Origin of the sequence: Pseudomonas sp. NFACC13-1 (assembly GCF_900104425.1) — a bacterium.
GTDB classification, from domain to species: Bacteria; Pseudomonadota; Gammaproteobacteria; order Pseudomonadales; family Pseudomonadaceae; genus Aquipseudomonas; species Aquipseudomonas fluorescens_AA.
In genome coordinates, this window is record NZ_FMXV01000005.1 from 141198 (window position 1) to 166770 (window position 25573).

At 59.5% G+C, this 25573-nt stretch carries 25 protein-coding genes and 1 pseudogene; 8 read left to right on the forward strand and 18 right to left on the reverse strand.

What is annotated here, in order from left to right:
- Nucleotide 1: 1 nt before the first annotated feature.
- Together BLQ55_RS08990 and BLQ55_RS08995 are read left to right on the forward strand one after the other, a co-directional pair.
- A complete protein-coding gene (locus BLQ55_RS08990) occupies nucleotides 2-1129 on the forward strand; it encodes an acyl-CoA dehydrogenase (protein WP_092253466.1) in 1128 nt (375 codons plus the stop codon).
- Between the two features lie 13 nt (nucleotides 1130-1142).
- A complete protein-coding gene (locus tag BLQ55_RS08995; RefSeq protein ID WP_092199605.1) occupies nucleotides 1143-1916 on the forward strand; it encodes an enoyl-CoA hydratase in 774 nt (257 codons plus the stop codon).
- Between the two features lie 126 nt (nucleotides 1917-2042).
- Here BLQ55_RS08995 and BLQ55_RS09000 read toward each other — a convergent pair whose 3' ends face one another.
- The 8 genes from BLQ55_RS09000 to BLQ55_RS09035 all read right to left on the reverse strand — a co-directional run bounded on the left by BLQ55_RS09000 (nucleotide 2043) and on the right by BLQ55_RS09035 (nucleotide 10344).
- Complete coding sequence (locus BLQ55_RS09000) at nucleotides 2043-3194, reverse strand: acyl-CoA dehydrogenase family protein (protein ID WP_092199608.1); 1152 nt, start codon at nucleotides 3192-3194, stop codon at nucleotides 2043-2045.
- 3 nt (nucleotides 3195-3197) lie between these two features.
- The gene (locus BLQ55_RS09005) at nucleotides 3198-4304 is read right to left on the reverse strand and encodes an enoyl-CoA hydratase/isomerase family protein (protein ID WP_092253468.1); all 1107 of its coding nucleotides are present in this window, start codon (nucleotides 4302-4304) and stop codon (nucleotides 3198-3200) included.
- A gap of 134 nt (nucleotides 4305-4438) precedes the next feature.
- The gene (locus BLQ55_RS09010) at nucleotides 4439-5146 is read right to left on the reverse strand and encodes an HPP family protein (protein ID WP_092253470.1); all 708 of its coding nucleotides are present in this window, start codon (nucleotides 5144-5146) and stop codon (nucleotides 4439-4441) included.
- Nucleotides 5147-5322: 176 nt separating this feature from the next.
- Nucleotides 5323-6702 (reverse strand): UDP-glucose dehydrogenase family protein, encoded by a 1380-nt coding sequence (locus tag BLQ55_RS09015; RefSeq protein ID WP_092199616.1) that lies wholly within the window; start codon nucleotides 6700-6702, stop codon nucleotides 5323-5325.
- A 97-nt stretch (nucleotides 6703-6799) separates the two neighbouring features.
- Nucleotides 6800-7735: a LysR family transcriptional regulator gene (locus BLQ55_RS09020; protein ID WP_092199619.1), complete on the reverse strand. Its 936-nt coding sequence runs from the start codon at nucleotides 7733-7735 to the stop codon at nucleotides 6800-6802.
- A 177-nt stretch (nucleotides 7736-7912) separates the two neighbouring features.
- Complete coding sequence (locus BLQ55_RS09025) at nucleotides 7913-8473, reverse strand: hypothetical protein (protein ID WP_092253472.1); 561 nt, start codon at nucleotides 8471-8473, stop codon at nucleotides 7913-7915.
- 40 nt (nucleotides 8474-8513) lie between these two features.
- Nucleotides 8514-9305 carry a putative hydro-lyase gene (locus BLQ55_RS09030; RefSeq protein WP_092199625.1) on the reverse strand — a complete coding sequence of 264 codons (792 nt, stop codon included), beginning with the start codon at nucleotides 9303-9305 and terminating at the stop codon, nucleotides 8514-8516.
- Nucleotides 9306-9396: 91 nt separating this feature from the next.
- On the reverse strand, nucleotides 9397-10344 hold the full coding sequence (locus BLQ55_RS09035; RefSeq protein WP_092253474.1) for a LysR family transcriptional regulator: 948 nt from the start codon (nucleotides 10342-10344) through the stop codon (nucleotides 9397-9399).
- 240 nt (nucleotides 10345-10584) lie between these two features.
- Between BLQ55_RS09035 and BLQ55_RS09040 the strand changes: the two genes are divergently transcribed.
- Nucleotides 10585-11826 (forward strand): OprD family porin, encoded by a 1242-nt coding sequence (locus BLQ55_RS09040; protein WP_092253476.1) that lies wholly within the window; start codon nucleotides 10585-10587, stop codon nucleotides 11824-11826.
- A gap of 39 nt (nucleotides 11827-11865) precedes the next feature.
- On the opposite strand, the gene BLQ55_RS09045 is transcribed toward BLQ55_RS09040, so the two are convergent.
- Together BLQ55_RS09045 and BLQ55_RS09050 are read right to left on the reverse strand one after the other, a co-directional pair.
- Complete coding sequence (locus BLQ55_RS09045) at nucleotides 11866-12546, reverse strand: class I SAM-dependent methyltransferase (protein WP_092253478.1); 681 nt, start codon at nucleotides 12544-12546, stop codon at nucleotides 11866-11868.
- Nucleotides 12547-12610: 64 nt separating this feature from the next.
- On the reverse strand, nucleotides 12611-13240 hold the full coding sequence (locus BLQ55_RS09050; RefSeq protein WP_092199637.1) for a LysE family translocator: 630 nt from the start codon (nucleotides 13238-13240) through the stop codon (nucleotides 12611-12613).
- Between the two features lie 153 nt (nucleotides 13241-13393).
- Between BLQ55_RS09050 and BLQ55_RS09055 the strand changes: the two genes are divergently transcribed.
- Entirely contained in the window at nucleotides 13394-14776 is a 1383-nt protein-coding gene (locus BLQ55_RS09055) for an XAC2610-related protein (RefSeq protein ID WP_092253480.1), read from the forward strand.
- Nucleotides 14777-14829: 53 nt separating this feature from the next.
- On the opposite strand, the gene BLQ55_RS09060 is transcribed toward BLQ55_RS09055, so the two are convergent.
- Nucleotides 14830-15453, reverse strand: a complete 624-nt coding sequence (locus BLQ55_RS09060) for a TetR/AcrR family transcriptional regulator (RefSeq protein ID WP_176814196.1) — start codon at nucleotides 15451-15453, stop codon at nucleotides 14830-14832.
- Nucleotides 15454-15563: 110 nt separating this feature from the next.
- Between BLQ55_RS09060 and BLQ55_RS09065 the strand changes: the two genes are divergently transcribed.
- The gene (locus tag BLQ55_RS09065; protein WP_092253482.1) at nucleotides 15564-16571 is read left to right on the forward strand and encodes an NAD(P)-dependent oxidoreductase; all 1008 of its coding nucleotides are present in this window, start codon (nucleotides 15564-15566) and stop codon (nucleotides 16569-16571) included.
- Between the two features lie 34 nt (nucleotides 16572-16605).
- Here the strand turns inward: BLQ55_RS09065 and BLQ55_RS09070 are convergent, their stop codons facing one another.
- On the reverse strand, nucleotides 16606-17712 hold the full coding sequence (locus tag BLQ55_RS09070; protein ID WP_092253633.1) for an NAD(P)/FAD-dependent oxidoreductase: 1107 nt from the start codon (nucleotides 17710-17712) through the stop codon (nucleotides 16606-16608).
- A gap of 32 nt (nucleotides 17713-17744) precedes the next feature.
- Nucleotides 17745-19292 carry a TerC family protein gene (locus tag BLQ55_RS09075; RefSeq protein ID WP_092253484.1) on the reverse strand — a complete coding sequence of 516 codons (1548 nt, stop codon included), beginning with the start codon at nucleotides 19290-19292 and terminating at the stop codon, nucleotides 17745-17747.
- A 917-nt stretch (nucleotides 19293-20209) separates the two neighbouring features.
- Here BLQ55_RS09075 and BLQ55_RS09080 point away from each other — a divergent pair.
- Both BLQ55_RS09080 and BLQ55_RS31375 read left to right on the forward strand, forming a co-directional pair.
- A complete protein-coding gene (locus BLQ55_RS09080; protein ID WP_092253486.1) occupies nucleotides 20210-20626 on the forward strand; it encodes a hypothetical protein in 417 nt (138 codons plus the stop codon).
- Complete coding sequence (locus BLQ55_RS31375; protein WP_143011708.1) at nucleotides 20619-20882, forward strand: hypothetical protein; 264 nt, start codon at nucleotides 20619-20621, stop codon at nucleotides 20880-20882. The genes BLQ55_RS09080 and BLQ55_RS31375 overlap by 8 nt, the downstream gene beginning before the upstream one ends.
- A 161-nt stretch (nucleotides 20883-21043) precedes the next feature.
- Here BLQ55_RS31375 and BLQ55_RS32445 read toward each other — a convergent pair.
- Nucleotides 21044-21133: pseudogene (locus BLQ55_RS32445) on the reverse strand (DNA-binding protein); the annotation flags it as partial.
- 123 nt (nucleotides 21134-21256) lie between these two features.
- Complete coding sequence (locus BLQ55_RS09085) at nucleotides 21257-22192, reverse strand: hypothetical protein (protein ID WP_092253488.1); 936 nt, start codon at nucleotides 22190-22192, stop codon at nucleotides 21257-21259.
- A 549-nt stretch (nucleotides 22193-22741) separates the two neighbouring features.
- Here BLQ55_RS09085 and BLQ55_RS09090 point away from each other — a divergent pair.
- Nucleotides 22742-23287 (forward strand): hypothetical protein, encoded by a 546-nt coding sequence (locus tag BLQ55_RS09090; RefSeq protein ID WP_092199648.1) that lies wholly within the window; start codon nucleotides 22742-22744, stop codon nucleotides 23285-23287.
- A gap of 42 nt (nucleotides 23288-23329) precedes the next feature.
- Here BLQ55_RS09090 and BLQ55_RS09095 read toward each other — a convergent pair whose 3' ends face one another.
- The 3 genes from BLQ55_RS09095 to BLQ55_RS09105 all read right to left on the reverse strand — a co-directional run bounded on the left by BLQ55_RS09095 (nucleotide 23330) and on the right by BLQ55_RS09105 (nucleotide 25480).
- Entirely contained in the window at nucleotides 23330-23965 is a 636-nt protein-coding gene (locus tag BLQ55_RS09095; protein WP_092199650.1) for a hypothetical protein, read from the reverse strand.
- Nucleotides 23966-24155: 190 nt separating this feature from the next.
- Nucleotides 24156-24782, reverse strand: a complete 627-nt coding sequence (locus BLQ55_RS09100) for a hypothetical protein (protein ID WP_371128523.1) — start codon at nucleotides 24780-24782, stop codon at nucleotides 24156-24158.
- Nucleotides 24782-25480, reverse strand: a complete 699-nt coding sequence (locus BLQ55_RS09105) for a hypothetical protein (RefSeq protein ID WP_092199659.1) — start codon at nucleotides 25478-25480, stop codon at nucleotides 24782-24784. The genes BLQ55_RS09100 and BLQ55_RS09105 overlap by 1 nt, the downstream gene beginning before the upstream one ends.
- Nucleotides 25481-25573: the final 93 nt, after the last annotated feature.

The following is a 25573-nucleotide window of genomic DNA, read 5'->3' on the forward strand; positions in this document are numbered from 1 at the left end:
CATGCTCCCGACTGAAGAACAGACCCAGATCCGCGACATGGCCCGGCAGTTCGCCCAGGACCGCCTGAACCCGTTCGCCGCCGAATGGGACCGCGAGCACCGTTTCCCCCGGGAAGCCATCGCTGAAATGGCCGAGCTGGGCTTTTTCGGCATGCTGGTGCCGGAACAGTGGGGCGGCTGCGACACCGGTTACCTGGCCTATGCGATGACCCTGGAGGAAATCGCCGCGGGCGACGGCGCCTGCTCGACCATCATGAGCGTGCACAACTCGGTGGGCTGCGTGCCGATCCTCAAGTTCGGCAACGATGAGCAGAAGGCAAGCTTCCTGACGCCCCTGGCCAGCGGTGCAATGCTCGGCGCGTTTGCCCTGACCGAGCCCCAGGCCGGTTCGGACGCCAGCAGCCTGAAGACGCGGGCGCGCTTGGAGGGCGATCATTACGTGCTCAACGGTTGCAAGCAGTTCATCACCTCCGGGCAGAACGCCGGGGTGGTCATTGTGTTTGCGGTGACCGATCCGAGCGCCGGCAAGCGAGGCATCAGTGCGTTCATCGTGCCGACCGATTCGCCGGGCTACAGTGTGGCGAGGGTCGAAGACAAGCTCGGCCAGCATGCGTCCGACACCTGCCAGATCCTCTTTGAAGAGGTGAAGGTGCCGGTGGGCAATCGCCTGGGCGAGGAGGGTGAGGGCTACAAGATCGCCCTGGCGAACCTGGAAGGCGGACGGGTGGGTATCGCGGCGCAAGCGGTGGGCATGGCCCGGGCCGCGTTCGAAGCGGCCCGGGACTATGCCCGGGAGCGTTCCAGTTTCGGCAAGCCGATCATCGAGCACCAGGCCGTGGCGTTCCGCCTGGCCGACATGGCGACCCAGATCGCCGTGGCCCGGCAGATGGTGCACTACGCCGCCGCACTGCGGGACAGCGGCCAGCCGGCTTTGGTGGAAGCGTCCATGGCCAAGTTGTTCGCTTCGGAAATGGCTGAAAAAGTCTGCTCCATGGCGTTGCAAACCCTGGGCGGTTACGGTTATCTCAACGACTTCCCGTTGGAGCGCATCTACCGCGACGTGCGGGTCTGCCAGATCTACGAAGGCACCAGCGACATTCAGCGCATGGTCATTTCGCGCAATCTTTGAACAGGAGTCCTGCATGAGCTATGAAACGATTTTATTGGAGATCAAGGACCGCGTCGGCCTGATCACCCTCAACCGTCCCCAGGCTTTGAACGCCTTGAATGCGCAGATCGTCAGCGAACTGAACCAGGCGTTGGACAGCCTGGAGGCGGATCCGAAGATCGGCTGCATCGTGCTGACGGGCTCGAAAAAAGCCTTCGCCGCCGGTGCCGACATCAAGGAAATGGCTGAGCTGACCTACCCGCAGATCTACCTGGACGACCTGTTCAGCGACAGTGACCGCGTGGCCAACCGTCGCAAGCCGATCATCGCGGCGGTGAACGGTTTTGCCTTGGGCGGCGGTTGTGAGCTGGCGTTGATGTGCGACTTCATCCTGGCCGGCGACAATGCCAAGTTTGGCCAGCCGGAAATCAACCTCGGCGTACTGCCGGGCATGGGCGGCACCCAGCGCCTGACCCGGGCGGTGGGCAAGGCCAAGGCCATGGAAATGTGCCTGACCGGGCGCTTTATCGACGCGGTAGAAGCCGAGCGCTGCGGCATCGTCGCGCGGATCGTACCGGCCGATGAACTGCTGGACGATGCGCTGAAAACCGCAGCGTTGATCGCCTCCAAGTCGGTGCCCATCAGCATGATGGTCAAGGAAAGCGTCAACCGCGCGTTTGAAGTCAGCCTGTCCGAAGGCGTACGTTTCGAGCGCCGGGTATTCCACGCGGCGTTCGCGACGCAGGATCAGAAAGAAGGCATGGCGGCATTCGTGGCCAAGCGCGCGGCGGCGTTTCAGGACAAGTAAGGCGGCGTTCCGGCTGACGCCATCGCGAGCAAGCTCGCTCCCACACTGGATTTGGGCTGTACGCAGCATTTGCGTACAGCACTGGACCCTGTGGGAGCGAGCTTGCTCGCGATGCTTTTCCTGCAGTTACGCCAGGTAGTGCTTGAGTTCCCGAGCGATGACCATCCGCTGTATCTCGCTCGATCCTTCGTAGATCTGGGTGATCCGCGCATCGCGGTAATAGCGTTCTACCGGGTAATCCTCGAGGTACCCGTACCCACCGTGAATCTGTATGGCCGAGGAGCAGACCTTCTCGGCCATTTCCGAGGCAAACAGCTTGGCCTGGGAGGCTTCCGACAGGCATGGCTTGCCGGCGCTGCGCAGGCGGGCGGCGTGGAGGATGAGCAGGCGGGTGGCGTTGATGCGGGTGTGCATGTCGGCCAGCAGGTTGGCGATACTCTGGTGCTCGATGATCGGCTTGTCGAACTGGACGCGATCGCGCGCGTAGGCCAGCGCCGCTTCGAATGCCGCGCGGGCGATGCCCAAGGCTTGCGCCGCGATACCGATGCGACCGCCTTCCAGGTTGGACAACGCGATGGCCAAGCCTTTGCCTCGCGCGCCCAGCAGGTTGGCCTCGGGGATGGTGCAGTTGCTCAAGGTGACCGCGCAGGTGTCCGAGGCGCGGATGCCCATCTTGTGTTCGGTGCGATCGACGATGAACCCAGGTGTATCCGTGGGCACCAGGAACGCCGAAATGCCTTTTTTGCCCAGCTCCGGGTCCGTCACCGCAAACACGATGGCCAATTTCGCTCGCTTGCCGTTGCTGACGAACTGCTTGGCGCCGTTGATCACCCACTGGCCATCGCGCAGTTCGGCGCGGGTGCGCAGGTTGTGGGCTTCGGAACCGGCCTGGGGTTCGGTCAGGCAGAAGCAGCCAATGGCCTGGCCACTGGCGAGCTCGGCCAGCCAGGTCTGTTTCTGTTCATCGGTGCCAAAATTCAGGACCGGCCCGCAACCCACCGAGTTGTGGATGCTCATCAGCGCCCCGGTGGCACCGTCGCCCGCGGAGATTTCCTCCACCGCCAGGGCATAGGCCACGTAATCGACGTAGGTGCCGCCCCATTCTTCCGGAACCACCATCCCCAACAGGCCCAGTTCGCCCATCTTCGCCACCAGGCCGTCGTCAATCCAGCCGGCCTTTTCCCACGCCTGGGCATGGGGGGCGATTTCACCACGGGCGAAGTCCCGGGCCATGTCGCGGATCATCACTTGTTCTTCGGTCAGTTCGAGGTCGTGCATGGCTCAGTTCCCGTAGTCGTCGAAGCCGTCGAAGAAACTCGCGACATGGTCGGCGTCCAGCGCCTCCAGGGTCGGCGGGTTCCAGCGCGGGTTTTTGTCTTTGTCGATCAGCAAGGCGCGCACGCCCTCGATCAGGTCACCGCGTTCGAACCATTGCCGGTCCAGGTGCAGTTCCAGGGCAAAACAGTCTTCCAGGCTCAGATGCCGACCGCGCCGCAACATTTCCAGGGTCACGGCCATGGCCAGCGGCGAGCGACTGTCCAGCACGTCTGCGGTCTTCAGCGCCCATTCGTGGCTGTTGACGACGGTGACCTGGCGCAACTGCTCGACCATGCTTGGCACATCGGGCAGGGCAAAGAAATGGTCAATGGCCGGCCGCAAATCGGCCAGGGGGGGCGCAGGGAGTTGTTGCTGGCCGAGTTTGGCCAGCAGGCTTTGCAGGTCCTTGAGCGGTGTGTCGTGCCATTCCAGCCGATCGAGGCGCTCATCGAGCTGTTTGAGTTTGCGGCTGTCGAGATACCAGTCGGCCAACCCACAATACAGCGCGTCGGCGGCGCGGATCTGTACGCCGCTGACCCCCAGGTAGATCCCCAGCTCACCAGGAATGCGCGGCAGGAAATAACTGCCGCCCACGTCCGGGAAATAACCGATGGCGACTTCCGGCATGCCCAGGCGACTGCGTTCGGTCACGATCCGCAGGTCGGCGCCTTGTACCAGGCCCATGCCGCCGCCCAGCACGAAGCCGTCCATCAAGGCGAGGATCGGTTTGCGGTAATGGTGGACCGTCAGGTCGAGGGCGTATTCCTCGACGAAGAAATCTTCATGCAGGGTGTCGCCTTGCTGGTGGCTGTCGTACAGCGAGCGGATATCGCCGCCGGCGCAGAAGGCCTTGTCGCCCGCGCCACGCAGTACCACCGCGCGAATGTGTGGGTCGAGTGCCCAGGTATCGAGTTGTTGCTGCAAGCTGCGCACCATGCCCAGGGTGAGGGCATTCAGGCCGGCGGGGCGGTTCAGGGTCAAATGGCCAATGTGATTGCGAACGTCGACCAACACCTCATTGGTCACGGTGTCCATGGTTTCCGCAGCTTGGGATGAAACCTGAGCTGTCATCGCTAACTCCCTGCTTTTATTGTTTTTTACGAATGGTGTCGCGCGTACCCGTTCAGGATCGTACCAGTGCAAATTTGCCTTGCACAACCGGGATACGTGCAGGTCCTGTCTGCATATTTATAGCAGTCACAGGCTCAACCGCGACCGGAAAGCACCTCCGCGATGCTGCGGCGCCTGGCGTTTCGCTCGCTGGCATGGATCAATTGTTCGAGATCTTGCGGGGTGACGTCGAAAAAGGCCTCCATTTCCGCCAGGGCCAATTTCAGGTCTTCGGCGGTGATGGCCTGGCGGTCGACGGGAGGATGGTCAGCCGGAATGACGGCCGCCGGTTCGCTGGCGCGCTTGGGATAGCGCACCCGCGTCAGGTTGTTGTAGGCCAGCGCACAGGCGAGCAACCCGGAGCCAGCCAACATGGCCGCGCCGACCGCCTGCCAGTCCAGGGCAACGATGGACGGATCCGCCAGCACTAAGGTCGCCGCCAGGGCGCCTGCCGGTGGGTGCAGGCAACGCAGCCAACACATCAACACCAGCGCCATGCCGGCCGCCAGGCAGGCGCTGCCCAGCGTCCGCCCCAATACATGGGCCACCAGCAGTGCCACGACCGACGCACAGAGGTAACCCCCGACAATCGACCAGGGCTGGGCGAGGGCGCCTGAGGACACGGCAAACAACAACACGGCCGAAGCGCCGAGCGGGCCGATCAGGTGTTGCGCCACCTCAAGGCCAAAGACCTGGCCACATAGCCAGACACTGAACATCGTCCCCAGTGCCATGCCGAGGGCGGCGCGGCTCCATTCGGTGGGACGGGTATTAATGGCGGCGGGAAACCAGCGAGAAAGCATTAAGCGAGAATCCAAAAAACGAACAAAAAAAGGGGCTTACGGGAAAATCCCAGAAAGCCCTTTAAGTGTTCCAACAGTTGGGGGAGGAACGGTGCACAGTGTGCCGGTCACAACCCTTGCTTACAAATTCATATTAATGCTGGTTGAGTGCATTAATTTTGAGGTAACGGTCAGACTCAAGCGCTTCTCGAGGCGGGGAACCACGTTTGCTGGGCAATGGGCAGGTTGCGTGACTGGCCGCGGCCCATCGGAAAATAGGTAAAGCCCTTGTCGGCCATGCGTTCGGGGTCGAACAGGTTGCGCCCGTCGAAAATCACCGGGGCCTTGAGCCGCTGCCGGATCAGCTCGAAGTCCGGCGCCTTGAAGGGCTGCCATTCGGTGCAGATGACCAGCGCGTCGGCCCCCGGCAACACCGATTCCGGCGTGCCCATCAGCATGAGTCGGGTTTCGTCGGGATAGAGCAATTGCGTCTGCTGCATCGCCTCGGGGTCAAAGGCGCGGACACTGGCTCCCGCAGCCCAGAGCGACTCCAGCAGGGTGCGGCTCGGCGCATCGCGCATGTCGTCGGTGTTGGGTTTGAACGCCAGGCCCCACAGCGCGAAGGTCTTGCCCCGCAGGTCGCCCTGGTAGAACGCGTTGATCCGCTCGAACAGCTTGTGTTTCTGCCGGCCGTTGATGGCTTCCACCGCTTGCAGCAGGTCGCTGGAACAGTGCGCCTGCTCGGCGGTGTGGATCAGGGCGCGCATGTCCTTGGGAAAGCACGAGCCGCCATAGCCGCATCCCGGGTAGATGAAGTGGTAACCGATGCGCGAGTCGGCGCCGATGCCCAGGCGCACGGACTCGATGTCGGCTCCCAGGTGTTCGGCCAGTTCGGCGATCTGGTTGATAAAGCTGATCTTGGTCGCCAGCATGCCGTTGGCGGCATATTTGGTCAGCTCGGCGCTGCGCAGGTCCATGAACAGGACCCGGTCATGGTTGCGGTTGAACGGTGCGTACAGGTCGCGCATGGTTTCGCGCACTTCATCGCGCTCGCAGCCGATCACGATGCGATCCGGACGCCGGCAATCGGCGACGGCCGAGCCTTCCTTGAGGAATTCGGGGTTGGAGACGATATCGAACTGCAGCAAGCGACTGGCCTTGAGCAGGCATTTGTCGATGTGCGCCCGCAGCACGTCACCGGTGCCCACCGGCACGGTGGACTTCTCAACCACAATGAGCGGTTGCTCGCGATAACGGGCGACGGCCTCGCCAACGGCCAGCACCTGGCTCAGGTCGGCACTGCCATCGTCCCGGGAGGGCGTACCCACCGCGATAAACAGCACCTGGCCGTGTTGCACGGCAAGCTGTTCGTCACAGGTGAAGTGCAAACGCCCGGCCTCCAGCCCTTCGCGCACCAGCGCGGCCAGGCCGGGTTCGAAAATACTCACCTGGCCTTGCCGAAGGCTGTCGACCTTGCGCTCGTCGATGTCCATGCACACCACGTCATGGCCCACCTCGGCCAACACGGCGGCTTGCACCAGCCCTACGTAACCACTTCCGAATACACTGATCTTCATGGCGGATTCCCTGGATCATTCCGAGCGAGCGACATGCACAACCAGCGTTCGCCGCAGTGCGCTTGCTTCAGAATAAGTCGGGGATGTTGCAGTTCACTTACAGCCCGCTGAAGTCTTGCCCCGCCAATCGGTACGCGGCTGGCAGTTGCGCGACGAACTCGCCGACCACTTCCCGGGTCAGGCTGACGATGTCTTCCACCCGCTCCATTCCGGCGCCGGTCCGCCAACTGGCGACGATGTCCATGACCGATGGCAGTGGCACGCCGTCCACCAAGGTCAATGTGCCCTGGGCCAGTTCGCCGACCACCAGCGCCGCGGGCATGGCGCCGATGCCAAAGCCGTCGCGAACCAGGCGGGTGATGGCCGAGGCCGAGTTCACGCAGTTGATGCGGGGCGAGACGATGTTGGCCGAGTGCAGCAGGTTGAGGATGTCCTGGTGGGGCCGTGAGTTGCGTGAAAATGTCACGATGCGTTCCTGGGACAGATCGTCCAGTGACCCATAGGCTCGGTCATAGGCGGAGCCGGTGCGCACCACCCAGTGCATCGGATAACGGGTCAGCAACGCATTGCGCACGCTGTCCAGGCGCAGGATGTCGGTCTGGAAAATGATGTCCTGGTAGCCTTTTTCCAGCTGTGAGCAGAGGTTGCTCGCGGTGTCGGCCGACAGTTCGATTTCCAGGGCCGGGTAGCATTCCATCAGGCGTGTCACCAAGGGACTGAGCCAGGTGTGGATCACCGTATCCATCGCACCGATGCGGATCCGGCCGCGCACCTGGCGCGGATCCTTGATCACGGCTTTCATGCTTTGCAGGGTGTCCATGATGCGCTCGGCGTATTCCAGCACGCGCTGGCCTTCGGAGGTCAGCGACACCCCTTTGGAGTCGCGCACGAACAGGCGCACGCCCATTTCGTCTTCCAGGGCGGCGATCCGGCTGGAAATGGAGGCCTGGGTGGTGAACAGCTTTTCCGCGGTGAGGCGAAAGCTCTTCAGCCGGGCCACCCAGACGAAGGTTTCGAGAAACTTGATGTTCACTGGGGGCGGTTCCTTGGAACAGTCATGGGAGCATAGAAACAGTGGCGACGGGAGTAACCCCACCCTGTGGGAGCAAGGCTTGCCCGCGATGAAGATAACGCGGCCTCCCTAGGAACCGAGGCCTTTGCATCGCGAGCAAGCTTTGCTCCCATAGAGAAATCCCCTTGCCACAATTGCCTAGGCTGGCTTCATTTTCTTCACCGCTCCGGTATTAGCCAAGCAGCGGACTACCTCTAGCAATTCGTCCAAATCCGGCGTGTTATCAATAATCGCCTCGGGCCGGCACCATGGATAGTCCAACGTCGATACCCAGGCCATGATCATCGGCAGATCGGTCGCTGGCAGAGTCTTCATGTGTTCGATGGTGATGGTCAATCGCTCGACCCGTTGCGACTGCGGATCGAACTGCCAGTCGTACAGGCCACAACCGACACGCGCCTCGCCGCTGTTCTTGTCTGACATCGCCACCAGCCATTTGCACTGGAACGCCTCGGCGTTTGCCGGCGGAGGGGCGGCCAGGCAGAACGTGTAGACGTTTTCGAAGGTCTGGCCGAAGCGCCTGACCAGCACATCGCCAATGGCGGCACGGCCTTCAACGTGGTCGGGAAACGTGATGGCGCCGGTGTGCACGACCATGTCCAGGATAGCCGCCGCTGTAAAGGCCTGGTCCAGCAGGTGCGGGCGGTTGCCGTCCTTGGCTCGGATGTACTGTTGGATCGAGAACTGAGCGGTATTCATCGTGTATCCCTTCAAGTCGGAAAGCAGCCTCGTTCGAGGCCTACAAATCACTGTTCCATAAGTCCGTCACCAGCATGCAGCCCGGGGCGTGGGTGATGCACAGCGGTGGACGCGAGGCCTGCACCACCGATTGAGGCGTCACGCCGCAGGCCCAGAACACCGGGATCTCGTCCGCTTCCACCGGTACGGCATCGCCGTAGTCCGGCGTGTCCAGGGACTGAATACCGATCAGCGATGGATCGCCGATGTGCACCGGGGCGCCGTGGACATTGGGCATGCGCCCGGTAATCTGGATCGCCTGGATGGCTGCGGCGGCTTTCATCGGCCGCATGGTCACCACCATCTTGCCAGACAGGCGGGCGGTGGGTCGCGTGTCGATGTTGGTCTGGAACATCGCGACATTGCGCCCCAGTTCAATGTGTCGCAAACGGATGCCGGCCTCCTGCAAGGGTTGTTCGAAGGAGAACGAGCAACCGAGGGCGAAGGCCACCAGGTCGTCCTGCCACAGGTGTTCGATGTCCACCGGCGATTCGCTCAACTCGCCGTGGCGATAGACCCGGTATTGAGGCACTTCATGACGGATATCGATGGCGGCGCCCAGGTTGCGGAAGAACGGATCCCCTGGCTCGGTCACGTCAAGCACCGGGCAGGCCTGGCGGTTGAGGGTGCAGTAGCGCAGGAATTCATTGGCCCAGTCGCCGGGCAGAATCACGATATTGGCTTGCACGCGACCCTGGCCCAGGCCGCTGGTATGGCCCTGGTACTGGCCGTCGGCGATGCTTTGGCGCAGGACGAGAGGCGTGCATTGCTGCAGTTGTTCGAAGGACGTCATCACGGGGTCTCCAAGTGTTCGTTCGCTACTTTGAGAACACCGTGGTTGGGACGTCCAACAAGGAATATTGGTACCCCGCGACAACTAAAAGTTATTCGAGGGGCGGTTGGCTGTTCAGGCCGGAGGCGGCCACCATGCGTAACGGCCCAACATCGATGGCGTACTGGCTGACCACCTGGCGGCTCATCTGGACGATGCTCTCGATCAACTCCAGGCCGACGCCAGCGCGCCAGGACGCAACGACGTCCAATTGGGGCAGGGCGGTACCGGGTTCGAGCTGGATCAATTCGCCGCTGGCCAGGGGCTTGGCCACCAGTGCGGCCGGCAAGGCGCCGATGCCGAAGCCGTCACGAATCAGCCGGGTCATGGCCGATACCGAATTGACGCAACTGACCCGCGGCGCACTGACGCCATGGGCGTACAGCAGGTTGAGCACGTCCTGATGCGGTCGCGAATGCTTGACGAAGGTGATGATGCGTTCGCTGGCCATCTCCACCAACGACCCATAGGGTCGGGCATAGATCGACTGGCTCGCGGCGATCCAGTGCATGGGGTAGTGCCCCAGTTCCAGGTTGCGCACGCTTTCGTGGCGCACCAGATCGGTCTGGAACACGATGTCCAGGTAGCCTTTCTGCAATTGCTCACAGAGGTTGCGTGCGGCATCGGCGGTGATTTCGATTTCCACGGCGGGGAAGGCCTGCATCAGCATCGACATCAATGGGCTGAGCCAGGTATGGATCACCGTATCCATCACGCCGATGCGCACCAGGCCTTGCTGGGGGCTGCTGGTGTCCAGTGATTGCTTCAGCGCCCGTTGGACGTCGAGCATCTGTTGCGCGTAGTCGAGCACCTTGAGGCCTTCGGGTGTCAGCGAGACCCCGCGCGAATCTCGCACGAACAGGCGCAGGCCCAGTTCCTCTTCCAGCGAAGCGATCCGGCTGGAGATCGCCGCCTGGGTACTGAACATCTTCTCGGCGGTCAGGCTGAAGCTTTGCAGCCGGGCGACCCAGACGAAGGTTTCGAGGAATTTGAGGTTCATGAAGGTTCTCTGGAGACGTGTGGTTCTTATGATTGCAATTGTTACTCCAGATCGGGCCCCCGGGCGCATCAAATTTTCTTATGCCCGATCCGGCTTTTTTCCCGTTTGACGCTGCGCGGATCCGGCACCAAGAATCCGCTCCACGACGCAGCCCCACCGCGCCGATACCCCATGACAACAATAACGAGGCGTGCGCACAGCCCCTGGTGGGTTCGCTCGCGCCCATAAAAGGAGCGCGCCATGCGACATGCCACATTCCCTCGATGGACCTGCACCTCGGCGGGCACCTTGCTCGGCCTGAGCCTGATCGGCGTGCCGTGCGCCCAGGCTGATTTCATCGCCGACAGCAAAGGCAGCCTGGAGGCCCGCAACTTCTACTTCAACCGCGACTTTCGCCAGGAAGGGTCACGGGACAAGGCCGAGGAATGGGCCCAGGGCTTTCTGCTGCGGATGGAATCGGGATACACCGCCGGGACCGTGGGTTTCGGCCTCGATGCCTTGGGCATGGCCGGTTTCAAACTGGACTCCGGCGGCGGCACGGCCGGCACCAATCTGTTGCCAGCGGATTTGTCTGGCGGTTCCCAGGACCGTTATGGCGAATTGGGCCTGACCGCCAAGGTGCGCCTGTCCAATAGCACCTTGAAACTGGGGACGTTGCAGATCAAGGACCCAGCGGTGAGTTCCAACGACACGCGCCTGTTGCCGGGAACGTTCAAGGGTGGATTACTGAGCGTGCAGGAAATCGATCGCTTGAAGCTGACCGCTGGGCAACTCTCGCAGATCAACTTTGTCGACTCCACCGACTACCAGGACATGATCGCCAATCGCATCGGTGGCAGCAGTGACCAGTTCCGGTTCGCCGGGGCGGACTATCAGTTCCTGCCGAACCTCACGGCGCAATACCGCTATAGCCAGTTGCAAGACATCTACCAGCAAAACTACCTCGGGTTCGTCCACACCCTGGACCTGGGCGCAGGTCAGTCATTCAAGAGTGACGTGCGTTATTCCCGCAGCGCCGAAGACGGCAGCTTCCGCGATCTCGACAACCAGGCCTTCGGCGCCTTGTTCACCTACAGCCTGGCGGGCCATGCCGTCGGCCTGGGCTACCAGCGCATGAGCGGCGACGATCCGTTCCCCTACATCGGCCGCAGCGATCCGTACCTGGTCAACTTCGTGCAGATTGGCGACTTCGCCAACATCGACGAGCGTTCCTGGCAAGCGCGTTATGACTACAACTTCGCGGCCATTGGCGTGCCCGGCCTGACCTTCATGACTCGATACATCAGTGGCGACAACGTCCAACGCAGCGCCGCGGGCGAAGGCAAGGAATGGGAGCGCAACACGGACATTGCCTATGTGGTGCAAGACGGCACGTTGAAGGGGCTGGGCTTGAAATGGCGCAACGCGGCGGTGCGCTCGAATTTCGGTAACGACCTGGATGAGAATCGGCTGATCGTCAGCTATACGGTGGCGCTGTGGTAAAGATATTCCGGTAACACCAAAGGGGGTACCGTCGAGTCGCTAACGCCATGACGGGGATTGCTCGGCCACCATAAGCAATGACTGCGGCACCGGGCTTTGCGGGTGCTGCGGCTCCTGCAGGCCCACCAGTCGAAAACCAGCCATGTCCAAGGCATTGAGCCAACTGGACAGGGTGCGGAAGTACCACGGCATCGGCTGCCATTGGCCTTTGAACCCATCGAAGGTCTCTTCCCGCCAGCCGTCCTGATAATTGCCCGCCGCCACGGTCCAGGGATGCAATGTCTGGATCACCAGAGCACCGCCAGGGCTGAGTAGGGCGTTCATGGCGGCGAGCAGCGGGATGATGTCCTGATGCAACAGGGCGAAGTTGGCGCAGACCAGGTCGTACCCGCTGCCGACGTCCACCTTCGCCTCTACCAGCGCGTCATAGCTTGCCAGATGCACCGGCGAAGATCCCGACGCCCGGGCCGCATCGACCAAGGTCGCGTCGCCATCCACACCCACCGCCTCGACACCCCGTTCAGCCAGCGCCCGCAGCAACCAACCTTCGCCGCAGCCCAGGTCCAGCACGCGCTCGGGCTGACGGCTCAGTACCGTCAGCAGCATGGCCTGGTCGGTGACCGTCTGGCGGCTTTCGATGGCCCCCGTGCGGATGGCTTCGATCCAGGCTCGGGCATTGTGGTGCCAGCTTTGGAGGAGGGTGGTTTCGGAGAGCGACATCAATCCAGCTCCGGTAATAGGTCGAGTAAGCATAGGACAACGGCTGGCGCAGGGGCGCCGCAGGTCAAAGCGGTCGGTCAAGAAATAACAGGCGTGCCGCCAGCGCGGCCATGACCCCGGCAAAACCATAGGTGCCCAGGCGTCTTGAAATCCCACCGCTTGCCAGTTTTGCCCTGAGCTGTGCGGCGCCAACACCCAGCAGTGTATGGAAGACCAGTGCAATCAGTGCCAGCAAGGCTCCGAGGAAGATCAACTGCAGGCCCACGCCGCCGGCCTTGAGGTTGACGAACTGGGGCAGGAACACCATGAAGAACAGCAGCGCCTTGGGGTTCAAGAGGCTGTTGAGGGTGCCTCGGCAGAAGATTTTCCACAGCGAAGCCGCCTGGAGCTGGCTATCCTGCGTCGCTGCCGGCGTTTTCAGTGCTTGCCAGGCCAGCCACAGCAGATAACCGGCCCCGGCCAGGCGCAGCACGTCGAACGCTGGCGCCCAGCTCATGACCAGCGCGCCAATACCAGCGCTGACCATCAGCGTCATCAGCGCGTCCGAAAAGGCAATGCCGAGGGCGGCCGCGACGCCGGCACGCCAGCCGTGGGCCAAGGCATGGCTGGTGACAAAGGCCATGTTGGGCCCCGGAACGATCAGCAGAAGCACGACAGCGATCACGAACAGGTAGAGATTGGCGGTATCCGGCATGGGGATCACTCCGTGGAATGAGCCACGACAGTAAGCGAAGGGCGAGGAGGGCGTCAGTTACAGTCCGGGCTTATCTGATAGCAACAGTCGTCTCGCGATGAATCACGGTTGTCGCTAAACTGCGACCCCGAATTTCAGCAAGGAAGTCGATGGATGCGTTCGCTTGTCGGCAGTGTGCTTCTTTCCACGGCTCTGGCAGCCTCGGCCATGGCCGAGCCGCGGGCGTTTTCGGTGAACGATCGCAGCGGTCAGTACCTGATCGACGTGCTGTTCCCGGAGCCGCCGGAAGATCCACATCAGCTGGCACAAGGGTTCATTACCGTGCGCGACAGCAAAACCCTCGAAGTCCTGCAGCAATTGCAGACACCCGCCGGCAATGTGCCCGTGGACCGCAATGGTAAGGTCGGTAACTGGCTACTTGGCCCACAGAGCCTGTTGTACTTCGACGACTTCAACTTCGACGGACGCCAGGACTTGGCGATTCGCAACGGCAATGATCCCGAAGCGAGCTACAAGCCGACATTCGACGTCTACCTGCAGGAGCCGCAGAAAGCCCAATGGGTCCTCAACCCGGCCCTGACGAACCTGGCAAAGGAGGACAGCAAGGGCATGTTCTCCGTCAGTCCGCTGGACGGCATCCTGCTTTCGCAAACCGACCGCGACTGCTGCTGGACACGCGCCACCCACTGGAAAATGCGTGGCGACGAGTTGGTGCTGCTCTATTCGAGCACCGAGGAGCAAATCCAGCCCACCGAGCCAGGCGAAAACACCAGCATGCCCGGTGGCTACACGCTGCGCACCACGGGTGAATTGAAAGAAGGCCAGTGGCACGAACAATCGCGCCTGGAAGGTCCGGAAAAGGAGGATCCGGTGATCCTTGCCGGCACCCTCGACGCCAAGACCCCGGTAGAGCTCTGGTATCAGGCGCAAGGCGCCGTGATCATTGGCGAAGTGCGCTATACCCAGGCGGACAATAGCGAACCGATCAAACTGCTGGGCATTCGGGAAGACGCTGACGATGGCCTTATCAGCCTCCATGAATATGCCGGCGACGGTGTTCAAACGGGTACCTGGCGGATCTCCCGGGAAAACGTCGAACCCTATTTTTTCACCGGTACTTGGGTCAGCGATGCCAAGGGCGACGACAACCAGCGGGCTGTCCTGCTACATGACGAAGAACGGGAATTGGAGGCCGATAAAATCGACGATGTCGACGCTGACCAGCGCAGCGGCCATTACCGGATGCGTCAGGATGCCCTGGGGCATGACGCGGATCTGGACTTGAAGATCCTCCCGGACCACGACGCCAATGGGAAAGAAGTCGCCGAGTTCACCGTGACCACGAAGGACAGCATGACTGAGCATCACATCGTGCCGATGGACACCGACAACCTGATCATCGTGCGCGAGCCGCAAGCCAGCGAGAAGAATGGGCCGTATCACATTCAACTGGTGAAAGGCTTTGCGGTCATTGGCTACAACGCGGTGCCGGATTCACAGGACGGGCTGGCCGGGGTGTATTTGAAGCTGCGTTGAGCACCACAGCAGTCAATCGGACAGTAACCATCCCGGGTCCGTTACGGCAGCGACTAACGTTGGGTCCCTGTCGGTTCTATGACGCTTCGAATCAGTGAAGCGAACGTTCCGATGACCTCGTCTTCGCCATGCCGCCCCCGTACCAACGCGCCGGACAGGGCTTCTCCCGCGCCAACCAGGCCAATGCAGTATCGCTCGAGTTCGTCCGCTGACCACGTCGTATGGGGTTCGAGCACAGACATGAACATCTGTACGCAGTTATCCAGAAGCTCCTGGAACACCGCCGCCTTCTCCTCGCTGCCTGCCAGGGCTGCACCCACGGCATGGAATTCGTCGGTGTTATCCGCCGCACACTGAATGTAGGCGCTGGCCAGGACTTGGGCCGTCTCCTCCAGGCTGCGCGCAGTCTTGGACATGGCGTCACGGAAAGCGGTGACCCGCTCGGTATCGATCCACTTGTAGAGCTCGATCAACAGGCCCGAGCGGGTGCCGAAATGATCGTAGACCACAGGTTTGGATACACCGGCGCGCACGGCCAGATGCCCCAAGGTCAAGCGATCCGCGTCTTCCTCGCGCACGATCAATAACGCGGTATCGAGCAACTGTCGCCGCCGTTCGGCTTTCGAAAGCCGGCGGGGAGGGGAACTGATAGCGCTTTGCTCAATGTTTTTCTGCATGTTTTCGTTCCTGGTCGATAAAAAACTACCAATGGTAGGTTTGGGTGCGTCATGTTGTGTTAGCTTACCTACTGAAAGTAGGTTTAAACCAGAGACAAGGAGAACACACCATGTCAATTGATCCTATCTTGCTAATGGGCGGTTCTGGCGCCATTGGCCACCACACGGCCCGGGCGCTGCGCGCCGCTCATCCCGACGTCCCCCTGCTGATCGGTGGTCGCGACCTTGCCAAGGCTCAACGCGCCGCGGAGCACATTGGCGGGGCGCAGGGCGTGGTGATTGACTCTGCCGCCGACGACCTGGGCCTCGGCGATCACCCGCTCAGCGCCGTCGTGGTTTTTTATATGGACCACGCTATTGCCGGGTTGCGGTTTGCGCAAAAGCGCGGCGTGCCGCATCTCAGCATTTCCTCCGGTGTCTTCGAGATCGCACCGGAAATCGCGACGTATATGCATAGGCCTGACGCCTCGCCCATTGTTCTGGGTTACGAGTGGATGGCCGGCGCGACAACAGTATCGACACTGAGCATTGCCCAGGCATTCAGCCGAGTTCACGATATCCGTATCAACGCGCTGGTCGATGAGCAGGACACCGGCGGCCCGACCGTCGCCACCGACTTTGAACACTTGAACAAAATGCTGCCCGCCGCACTGACTCGCCGAGACGGTGTCTTCGTCTGGCGCGAAGGGGAGGAGTCCAAGGCAATTTTCCGCGCGGTGGATGGGACGCAAATCGAGGCTGGGGGCTTCTCGTCCATTGATGTCGTTGGCCTGGCGGCGGCGACGGGCGCACCGAATGTCCAGTTCAACATGGCCACCGCGGTGAGCTCAAGCCGACGCCAGGGTAGGCCGATGTCTACCGAGATCATCATCGAACTCGTTGGCGATGACCTCGAGGGCGAACCGCTGCATACACGTCATGCGGTCATCCACCCGGCAGGCGCTGCGCCCTTGACCGGTCTCAGCGTCGCTATGACCCTGGAACGGCTGCTCGGGTTGGACGGCCAGCCACCGACTCCGCCAGGGCTTTATTTTCCTTATCAACTGTTGGACGCCAGCGCGTATCTGGAGCGTCTGAAGGAGGAGGGCGGTGAGTTGCGCAAGTTGCAGGAGTCATGACCTGCGCGGTCCCGAGCCAGGCGGTCCTCGGTGGCTAGCGCTCAAGCAGCCCCCGAACCCGCTTGGCAATGGCAAGGCAAGAGGTCAACCCGGGCGATTCGATCCCGAACAGATTGATCAATCCCGGAACGTTGTGCAGCCGTTCACTGCTGATGAGAAAGTCGCTGGCAGGTTCGCCAAGTGCGGAAATTTTCGGGCGAATCCCGCTGTACCCGGGTTGCAAACTGTTGTCCGGTAAACCGGGCCAATAGCTGCGAATCGCTGAATAGAAGGCATCGGCCCGCGATGGATCGACCCGATAGTCCTCGGCCTCGACCCATTCGGTGTCCGGGCCGAAACGCGCTTGGCCGCCCAGGTCCAAGGTCATGTGAACCCCGAGGCCGGCGGCCTCCGGCGCGGGGTAGATGAGATGTGTGAAGGGCGCGCGCTTGGCCAGGCTGAAGTAGCTGCCTTTGCACAGGTAATCCCGGGGTACCGTTTGTTGCGCCAAGCCCTCCATGCGCCTGGCTAATGCAGGCGCTTTGAGGCCGGCCGCGTTGATCAGCAGGCGGCAGGACAGTGCCATCGGTGCCGGCCCTCCGACATTGAGAAGGAAACCCTCAGCGATGACCTGAGCGCTGATCAGGGGCGAGTGGAACGCGATGGTGGTGCCCGCCGCTTCAGCATCGCCCTGCAGCGCCAACATCAACCCATGTGAATCGACGATGCCGGTCGACGGCGAATACAACGCTGCAATGCATTCAAGGGCAGGTTCCAGCGCGAGGGCTTGCTCACGATCGAGCAGGCGTAGATCCTCCACGCCATTCACCCGTCCTCGCTCGAGCAAGACTTCCAGTTGGCGAACTTGCGCTTCATCCTTGGCGACGATCAGCTTTCCAGTTTTACGTGTGCTGACGCCATGGCTATCGCAGTAGGCATAAAGTGCAGGCCTGCCCTCGACGCACAACCGGGCCTTGAGGCTGCCGGGCGGGTAATAGATCCCGGCATGGATCACCTCCGAGTTACGCGAGCTTGTGCCGATACCAATCGCTTCTCCGGCTTCAATCACCAGCACTTCATGACCTGCCAGGGCCATTTCTCGCGCGACGGCAAGACCGACGACACCCGCACCCACGACTACGCAATCGATATCGACACTCACCGTCATGGCTCCTTTCAATTGCATCTCTGTGCTTATTCCTGACGCAACAGCACCCTGGTCACTCGACGCTCTTCAACCTCCATCACGGTCATGCTCCATCCTTGGCAACTGAGCGTGTCGCCAATGATCGGCAAGCGGTCCAGCAGGCTCATCACCAAACCAGCCAGCGTCTGGTAATCCTCTGTCGCTTTCGCCTGGAAGCCGATGTGTTCGCGGACCTGACTGAGATTCAGGGCGCCGCCGACCAGGAACCCGTCTTGCTGGGGAACGATATTCGGGCCTTCGATTTCACTGGCGTCCGGCAGTTCACCTGCAATGGATTCCAGGATGTCAGTCATGGTGAGGAGGCCGACGAAGTCACCGAACTCGTTCACCACGAACGCGATGTGGGTCGACTCTTTACGCATTTGCTCCAGTGCATTGAGGATCGTGAAGCTGTCGAGCAGGTTGATGGCTTTGCGCGCCATGACTTCCAGGTTCGGCTGATTGCCCGCCAGTATTTCCTTGAGCAGTTCTTTCTTATGGACAAAGCCTAGCGGCTCATCCACGCGCCCTTCGCGGATCAACGGCAAGCGCGAATAAGAAGAGTGCATCAGCGCCGTACGGATGTCTTGCGGAGCGTCTGCCAAGTCGAGGTGGTCAATTTGCGCACGAGGCGTCATCACGCTGCGTATAGGGCGCTCGGCCAATTGCAGCACGCCACTGATCATGACCCGTTCGCGCCGATGGAAAACCTGCTCCGGTTCATCGCCTTCCAGCATGTCGGCGATTTCCTCGCCGACTTCATCGGGCCCCAGCTTTTGACCGCCCAGCAGGCGCAACACCGCATGGGCGGTACGCTCGCGCATCGGCCGAAGACCTTGCAGGCTTTTCTTGCGGCGCGAGCGTGCCAGCTGGTTGAACAGTTCGATCAGGATCGAGAAACCAATCGCGGCGTACAAGTAGCCTTTCGGGATGTGGAAGCCCAGGCCTTCGGCCGTGAGGCTGAAACCGATCATCATCAGGAAGCCCAAGCACAGCATGATGACGGTAGGGTGGCCGTTGACGAATTTCGTCAGCGGCTTGCTCGCGATCATCATCAAGCCGATCGAGAACATCACCGCGATCATCATGACCGACAGGTGCTCCACCATCCCCACGGCCGTGATCACCGCATCCAGGGAAAAGACCGCGTCGAGCACCACAATCTGCGCAACGATAGGCCAGAACATCGCATAGGCAGCATTGCCGGAACGTTGCGCCACGTGGCCCTCGAGTCGCTCATGCAACTCCATGGTCGCCTTGAACAACAGGAACACACCACCGAACAGCATGATCAAATCCCGACCCGAGAACGTCTTGCCGAAGACCTCGAACAGCGGGTTGGTCAACGTTACCATCCAGGAGATGCTGGCAAGAAGGCCAAGACGCATCAGCAACGCCAGGGACAGGCCGATGATGCGAGCACGGTCGCGCTGCTCGGGCGGAAGTTTGTCGGCCAGGATGGCGATGAATACCAGGTTATCGATGCCGAGCACCAGCTCCAGCACGATCAATGTCAGCAGGCCCAGCCATGCCGTGGGGTCAACGATCCATTCCATGGATTATTCTCTCCCTCGGACGGTCAATGCGAGGGACCGGTGCTGCGCTGGGACACAAGAGAGAAAACGATTGCTTGAAAGGCGACTGGGAGGTTCCTGGAGGGTGTTCATACAGACCTGGAAATGATTGGGGAAGAAATCCTACAACGGTTTCCAATACTTCATACGAGACTATTTATTACAGGATCTGACAAGGGGGATTGATGAGAACGGTGCGTCGACATGTCTCCTTGGAGACATCGGCAGCCTGGTGTCCAGGAAGCTTTTGTCAATTAACGAAGTTCAGTGCCGCTGTCACGTATGGAAGTTTAACCCGTGGCTGGCAGGTCCTCGTCAGCATGCTGAACCGGCCTCAAAGCGTGAGCCAGTCGTTCAAAAGGCGCCGCATTTACCGTCGTGGCCGACAGCGGTAGCGCAGCAAAAAAGCCTGCACAGGGCGTCACCTGGGCTGATCATTGAATACACATAATGTATATTATGTTAAACGATATGCTTGTCCCGAACTCCGCTACATTGCCGCCCTCACAAAGCCTGACGTCTATAAGGCGTTCGCCATGGTCTTGGCCTGAAATCTACTGCAGCCAGATGACCGTTGAGACCGATGGCTGGATGCTCACGTTCTACATCTTAAAGCTAGAAAACCGTGGTACAACCTCTGCTTCAAACCTCATCAAGGCACGCTATTCATGAAAGAGCTATGGACAGCATCTGAAGTCCTTGAGCGTCTGAGCCATAACAAAGACGCTTTGCGGGCCGCAGTCGAAGAATTAGCCAAATGGGTTGGTGATTCAGGAGCTACCAGCCTGAAGCCCTAGTCTGACGAAGCGCCAACAGCTGAAGAACAGCAGCCACGGTGAGGATTGTTTCTACTCGTTCTTACGGGATTTTTTCCGGCCACACTACAGGTGACTCCAACCATGAATTTCGCAAACATTGATTCTCCGGAGCAGCTTGAGGCACTCGGTACGGTCGAAGAGGTAAGGCTCGCCCTTGAACAGTTCGCTAGCCCATTCAAGGTTCAAGCACAGAGCTATGAGGAGCTGATGCCCTATATTATGAGAGTACAGCCCTGGGGCAACCCCCACTCTGGTCACTTTGTCAGCCGACAGGCTGAGGTCATTTTCTTCCTGACCATGCTTACTGGAAAGACCAGGAATGACTTCCTTGAAGTCAAAGATGAGTACTTCCGTGATCATGAGGCTGCCAAGCGATGGTTCAGAAGACTGGCCAACATAGTGCATCCCGATAAGACCAATGGTGACAGCGAAGCCTTTAAGGCACTCACGAAACTGTACGAGGAAATAACCTACGTGGGAGCTGATGACGATGAGTGATAATAACAATAAATCCCCAGTCATTTTCCCGGTATCGGCCTTGAATCTTAATCTTCCAGAACCATCAGATCTGGTCGATCCGAAAGCAGCCACACGTATTCAAAAAGCAGTAAAGACTCATGTTGTCTATACGCCTGAAGGCGAGCTATTGATCAACAAAAATTGCCTCAAGACGCTACTTCAGACAGATCAGGCTGGCGCCAACTATGCGCTGTCGCGAACATTAGAACAGTCCCCAGGCGCAGCATTCTCCTGAGGCAATCGCCAACAAAGCCGGCGGATTTCGCCGCTTGCTGAGTGTCCAGCTGCCTACGCGTCGCGGTCAGCTCAGTTTTCAGGTTGGCGATCTGCGTCTCGAACCCTACACGCTCTAAATCAAAGGCGGATCGGGACTGTTCGATCGACTCGTTACCCTCCTCCCAGTTCCACGCGCACGGCATCGATACTTGGATACGTTCCCTTCACGAGCAGAGACTGCCTCGCTTTTTGCACGACTACTTTGTTTATGCCGCCAGGAGCCGGCCGCTACGCGGTGAAGCTTTTTATCTTGCCAGGGCCTTTTACGTGACGCCCGAGTCAACTCCTGTAGGCTAGGAGCCAGATGGAATGAAGTGCTTGGGGGCTGAAGACTTAACGGATGAAGGTCGTGTTGGTTCTGTCTACAAACCCGCGCAGCTTATCGGCAACCGTCTCCAACTCGGCCTGGAGCCCTGGCCCTCTTGGGATAAATCGTTTTCTAAAAGCAGTGACTTGTTTGTCCAAGGTGTTAGCAGTTGAAGGAAACGTGGCGGCGAACAACTTGAATGTGGTCACTGCGTCCAAGCCAATTGGGCCTTGCTGTGCAGTAAAAGGTACGGCGTATTGCTCAACGGCAAGGCCAAACCTTCTATTCGAGCTCGCGATGACGGGCGCCAACATTACCCATGCGTGCGGTAGATCTTTCAGGGATTTTTTATTGATGACATGATCCGCATCCAGTGTCGAGTCAAATGGCTTGAGCAGGTGGCTGTCTTTAATGGCGGCCTGTTCAGAGGAAGAAGCAATCTGACAGCGCTCGGCCATGGCTCTGAAAATTTTAACCAGCTTCGCGCGGCGACCTGGGGATACTTTTTTACGGATGGCACCCGCTTCCACAGAAGCTGCGACTCGCTCGTAAACAATCGCAGCACGCCCCTGCACTTCAAATAGCTTTCGATCATCGCGTAGGTAATTCAACCAAGCCAGCAGTGCCACTCTGTATTTTGACGACGTGGCTTTGACCCAGATAAATGAGCTGCCTCTCAAGTTAAACGAGCTATTGTCCACGCCATGCGTCATGAACGCAGGATTTGATGGGGTGCCAACAGACACTTTGGTCAGCCCGTTTAATTTTGCCCATTTAAAAAACTGCTTGGTGGTACTGAAGGCCCCAGGAAGCGCACCGAATGAATCACCCTCCTCCACCGCCACCTGAACGGAAGTCTGAAAGTTTAAATAACAATAGGCGTGATGATCCCACCTACCTCCATTCGCCAAGGCCACGCTCTCCATAAACTCAACCAGGGACTGCGTTAGTACAGATGCCATGTAGATATATCACCTAATTTGTTTAGCTTGAGGTGAATATATGCCAAATTTGATGAAATGCCTATAGCCACAATCGGCATTCAATGGGTGCCTTCCAAGAGCAATGCATCTAAGCATGCCAGCAGCATACTTAGTATATTAGCATTATCCGCCAAAACAGCGTGGGCGCTTGCCCTAGATGCGTTTATATTGGCCATATTTAAATCAGGAGTTCAGGGTGAGATGTAACAGTGTTCACACAAGACTGCCCATACGAGGATATTTGGTGCTTCCAGTTCGAAAGAACCTCATGCAATTTGCAGACATGACTTGCGCCAGGTAAACGCCACTCATCATGGACAGAGTCGCAATGGCAGTCCTTTCTCCAGGTCTGTCGATGCGTTTTCCCGGCGGTGGTTCGTGAGTAGACCGGTTAGTTTATCGGGGGTACATGAATGACTGATCCGTCCACACGATGTTTAAGTATGCCATAAACCCACCCCCACCCTTGATGGCTCAACGCTATCTGTCGATAATCCCCCCTTCAAAAAAAGCACATAAGGATTTGCTGTGAAGAAGCTCTACCTGGCTCTACCGTTCTGCGCATTGCTGCTCCAGGGCTGCGGCGTGACCATGACCCGCTATGAACCCAATTTCCAGAACGTTCAGCAGCTCAAGAAAAATGAGCCTATGCAGCCCCTGCGCGAGACGCAAGTGAATGCCGATACGGGCCAAGGGTCGCTGATCGTGCGCCTGAACCCGATTTCTTCGCCTGTGGGCAGCGTTCCACTGCACATCCAGGCTGCGATAAACGATGAGCTCCGTCAGGCGGGTCTGTTGGATCCTCGTGCCGATCGGCAGCTGCAGGTTCAGTTGGTCAAGAGCCAGCTCACCGCCGGCGTGGGCACTGGGCACGGCGAACTGGCTGCACGCTTCACCCTGCGTAAAGGTGATCAGGTCCTGTACGAAACCACTAAAGACGTGCAGCGTGAGTGGGACAGTAGCTTCTTCGGTCCGATCGCCATTCCGGCGGCGGCTAACAACTACAATCCTATGCTGCAAGATCTGCTCAAGAGCTTGTACAACGACCCACAGTTCACTCAAGCGTTGAAGTGATCAAAAAAAAGAGCCGCGACTGCGGCTCTTTTTCTATCGGTCTCAACCCCGTGGGATGTGGGTATCGACAGCGGAATATTTCATGCGGTTGTTGTCGACCCAGTTTTTCAGCAGCGCATTGACCTGGCGATTGAAGGTGTCGGTGACGGCAGCCTTGGGGGTGTTACCCGCCAGCGGCAGGAACCAGATACCCATCCAAGTGTTGACCGCGTCATGATTGCTGGTCTTGCCCAACGGCTGGCCCTGATTGTCCAAAGTTTCCAGGCTCACGGTGTACTGGTCGGTTGCCAGCGCAGGAATGACCGTGAACGTGAGGCCGCTGATAAACGCCCAGACCATTTGCCCACCGCCTGGCGCATGGTTGTAGACCTTCAGGCGAAGGCTGTAGTCGCCGGGTTGCTTCTGGAATTCGTCGAACACTACACGCCCGAAAAGCCCTGATTCATCGAAGGCTCGCTTCAGATCGGGCTTGAGCATGTCACGGGCCTGAGGCACCTCGGTGGCTTTGGCATTGTCGGGTTCGCCCTGATAGAAATCGAAGTCGACATAGACGTTCGGTTTGTTCGAATAGCTGGCCATTGAAGGCAGATTCACGGGGGCGACTTCATCTTTGGTGAAACTGGCGCATCCACTGAGGCTCAAGGCCAAGGCAAGGCCTATGGCTTTTCCAAATTGCATATCGACTTCCTTGCTTAATGTATTGATACCGCTCACAGAGAGGGGGACGAATTCTAGCGATATTCGCTTGAAATCAAAAGGCCATCATTCCCTGCCCTCGCCTGCGTTTTTCCATTGACGAGGTTGAGGGATGAGCTGGAGCGACCGAGCGCGTTCGGCCTGCTGAAGGGGCGCGACTCGCGATCAGCCGCTAAACAGTCGGTACTCGGCGTAGCGAAGCACGCTGGACAGGCATCTTCTGCCAAGCCAGATGCGCCTGAACAATGGCGACCGCCTCCAGCACTTTATGCGCCCAGCCGTCATCTTCCGGATGCACCACGACAACGCGAAAGCCATGGTCATCACCTTCAATCTGCACGCCCTCGGAATCATCGACGTGCAAATCGATATCGAACGCCGGCGGATATTTCGAGGGGGCATTCGACAGCCCATGGTCCGTTAGCGCCTGATTGTGCAGCACGCTGTTGACCACACCGTCGACGCGGATGCCGTAGAGCAACAGCCAACGCCGGATGTAGGACGGCGTGCGGCCGGACGACGTATAGACCCAGATGCTGCAATCCTGGCGGCGCAGCTCTCGGATCAGGGCGCGTGTCCCCCTGCGCAATGGCTCACCCAGCCAGCGATGAACACAGTCCGGCAATCGGCTTTGTTCGACTTCGCAGTGGTGGAGTTGGCAGGCGAGCGTGTCATCGATATCAAACGAAATGCGTATGCGCTGCCGCCTGGACATCTGCATCGGGATCGCCCAGCGGATGGCCTGCCCTGCCCGGCTGCCGAAGGTTTTGCATTTGGCGAGCGCTGAATTCCCGCTCATCAATGGCCACCCTGAGAGAGGGGCAATGACTTGCCCTTGAGGAAGAACTTCATCGGGTCAGGCGCTTGTTCTTCCAGGAAGGCTGCGTATTTTTTCTTGATCTTGGGCAGTTCGTACAACGCCTTGACTCCATGTTTGGCAGAGTTGCGTATAACCGATGACGGGTTGAAATAGCCTTTGGCGTTTTCCAGCGTCAACACGAAAGGCGGCAAGCCCGCGCGCATGAGCAGGTAGCTGACGATGAGCGACCCACTGCGGTTGTTCCCTTCAATGAACAACTGCGGCTTGCTGAGAATGCGTACATAGACGCCGGCCGCACGCTTCCAGACGGATTCGCTGCGGTACGCGCAATACCAATTGAACAAGTCCTTGATGCCTCCCTCAACGTTGTTGAAGAAATGCGCCTCGGTCGCGGCCAGGTGCTGGGCGTATTCCAGGCGGCGCGTCGGGTCTCGGCCACAAAGCACTGTGGCGTTGATCTCGAGCATCAGGTTCAGGTGCTGAAGGTCGAACAGATCGACGCCGCGGGCAACATAGTCGTCAATCAATGCGTAGCCTTCAAGCACATTCTGCAGTACTTCGTCGGTCAAGGGATCGCGTGGCTCCGTGAAGTGCCGGCTGAGCTCGGCGAAGCGGTGTTGCACTTCGCGCAGTGCATGTTCAATCGCAGGCAAATCAAGGCGATGCGTAGCAGGCATTGGTGCTCCTTGGAAACGCTTGGTAAATGTCTACCGGATGCCCGCCAAATCCATTTGGCTTCTGCAGGTATGCGGCCTTGACCGGATGTGTGA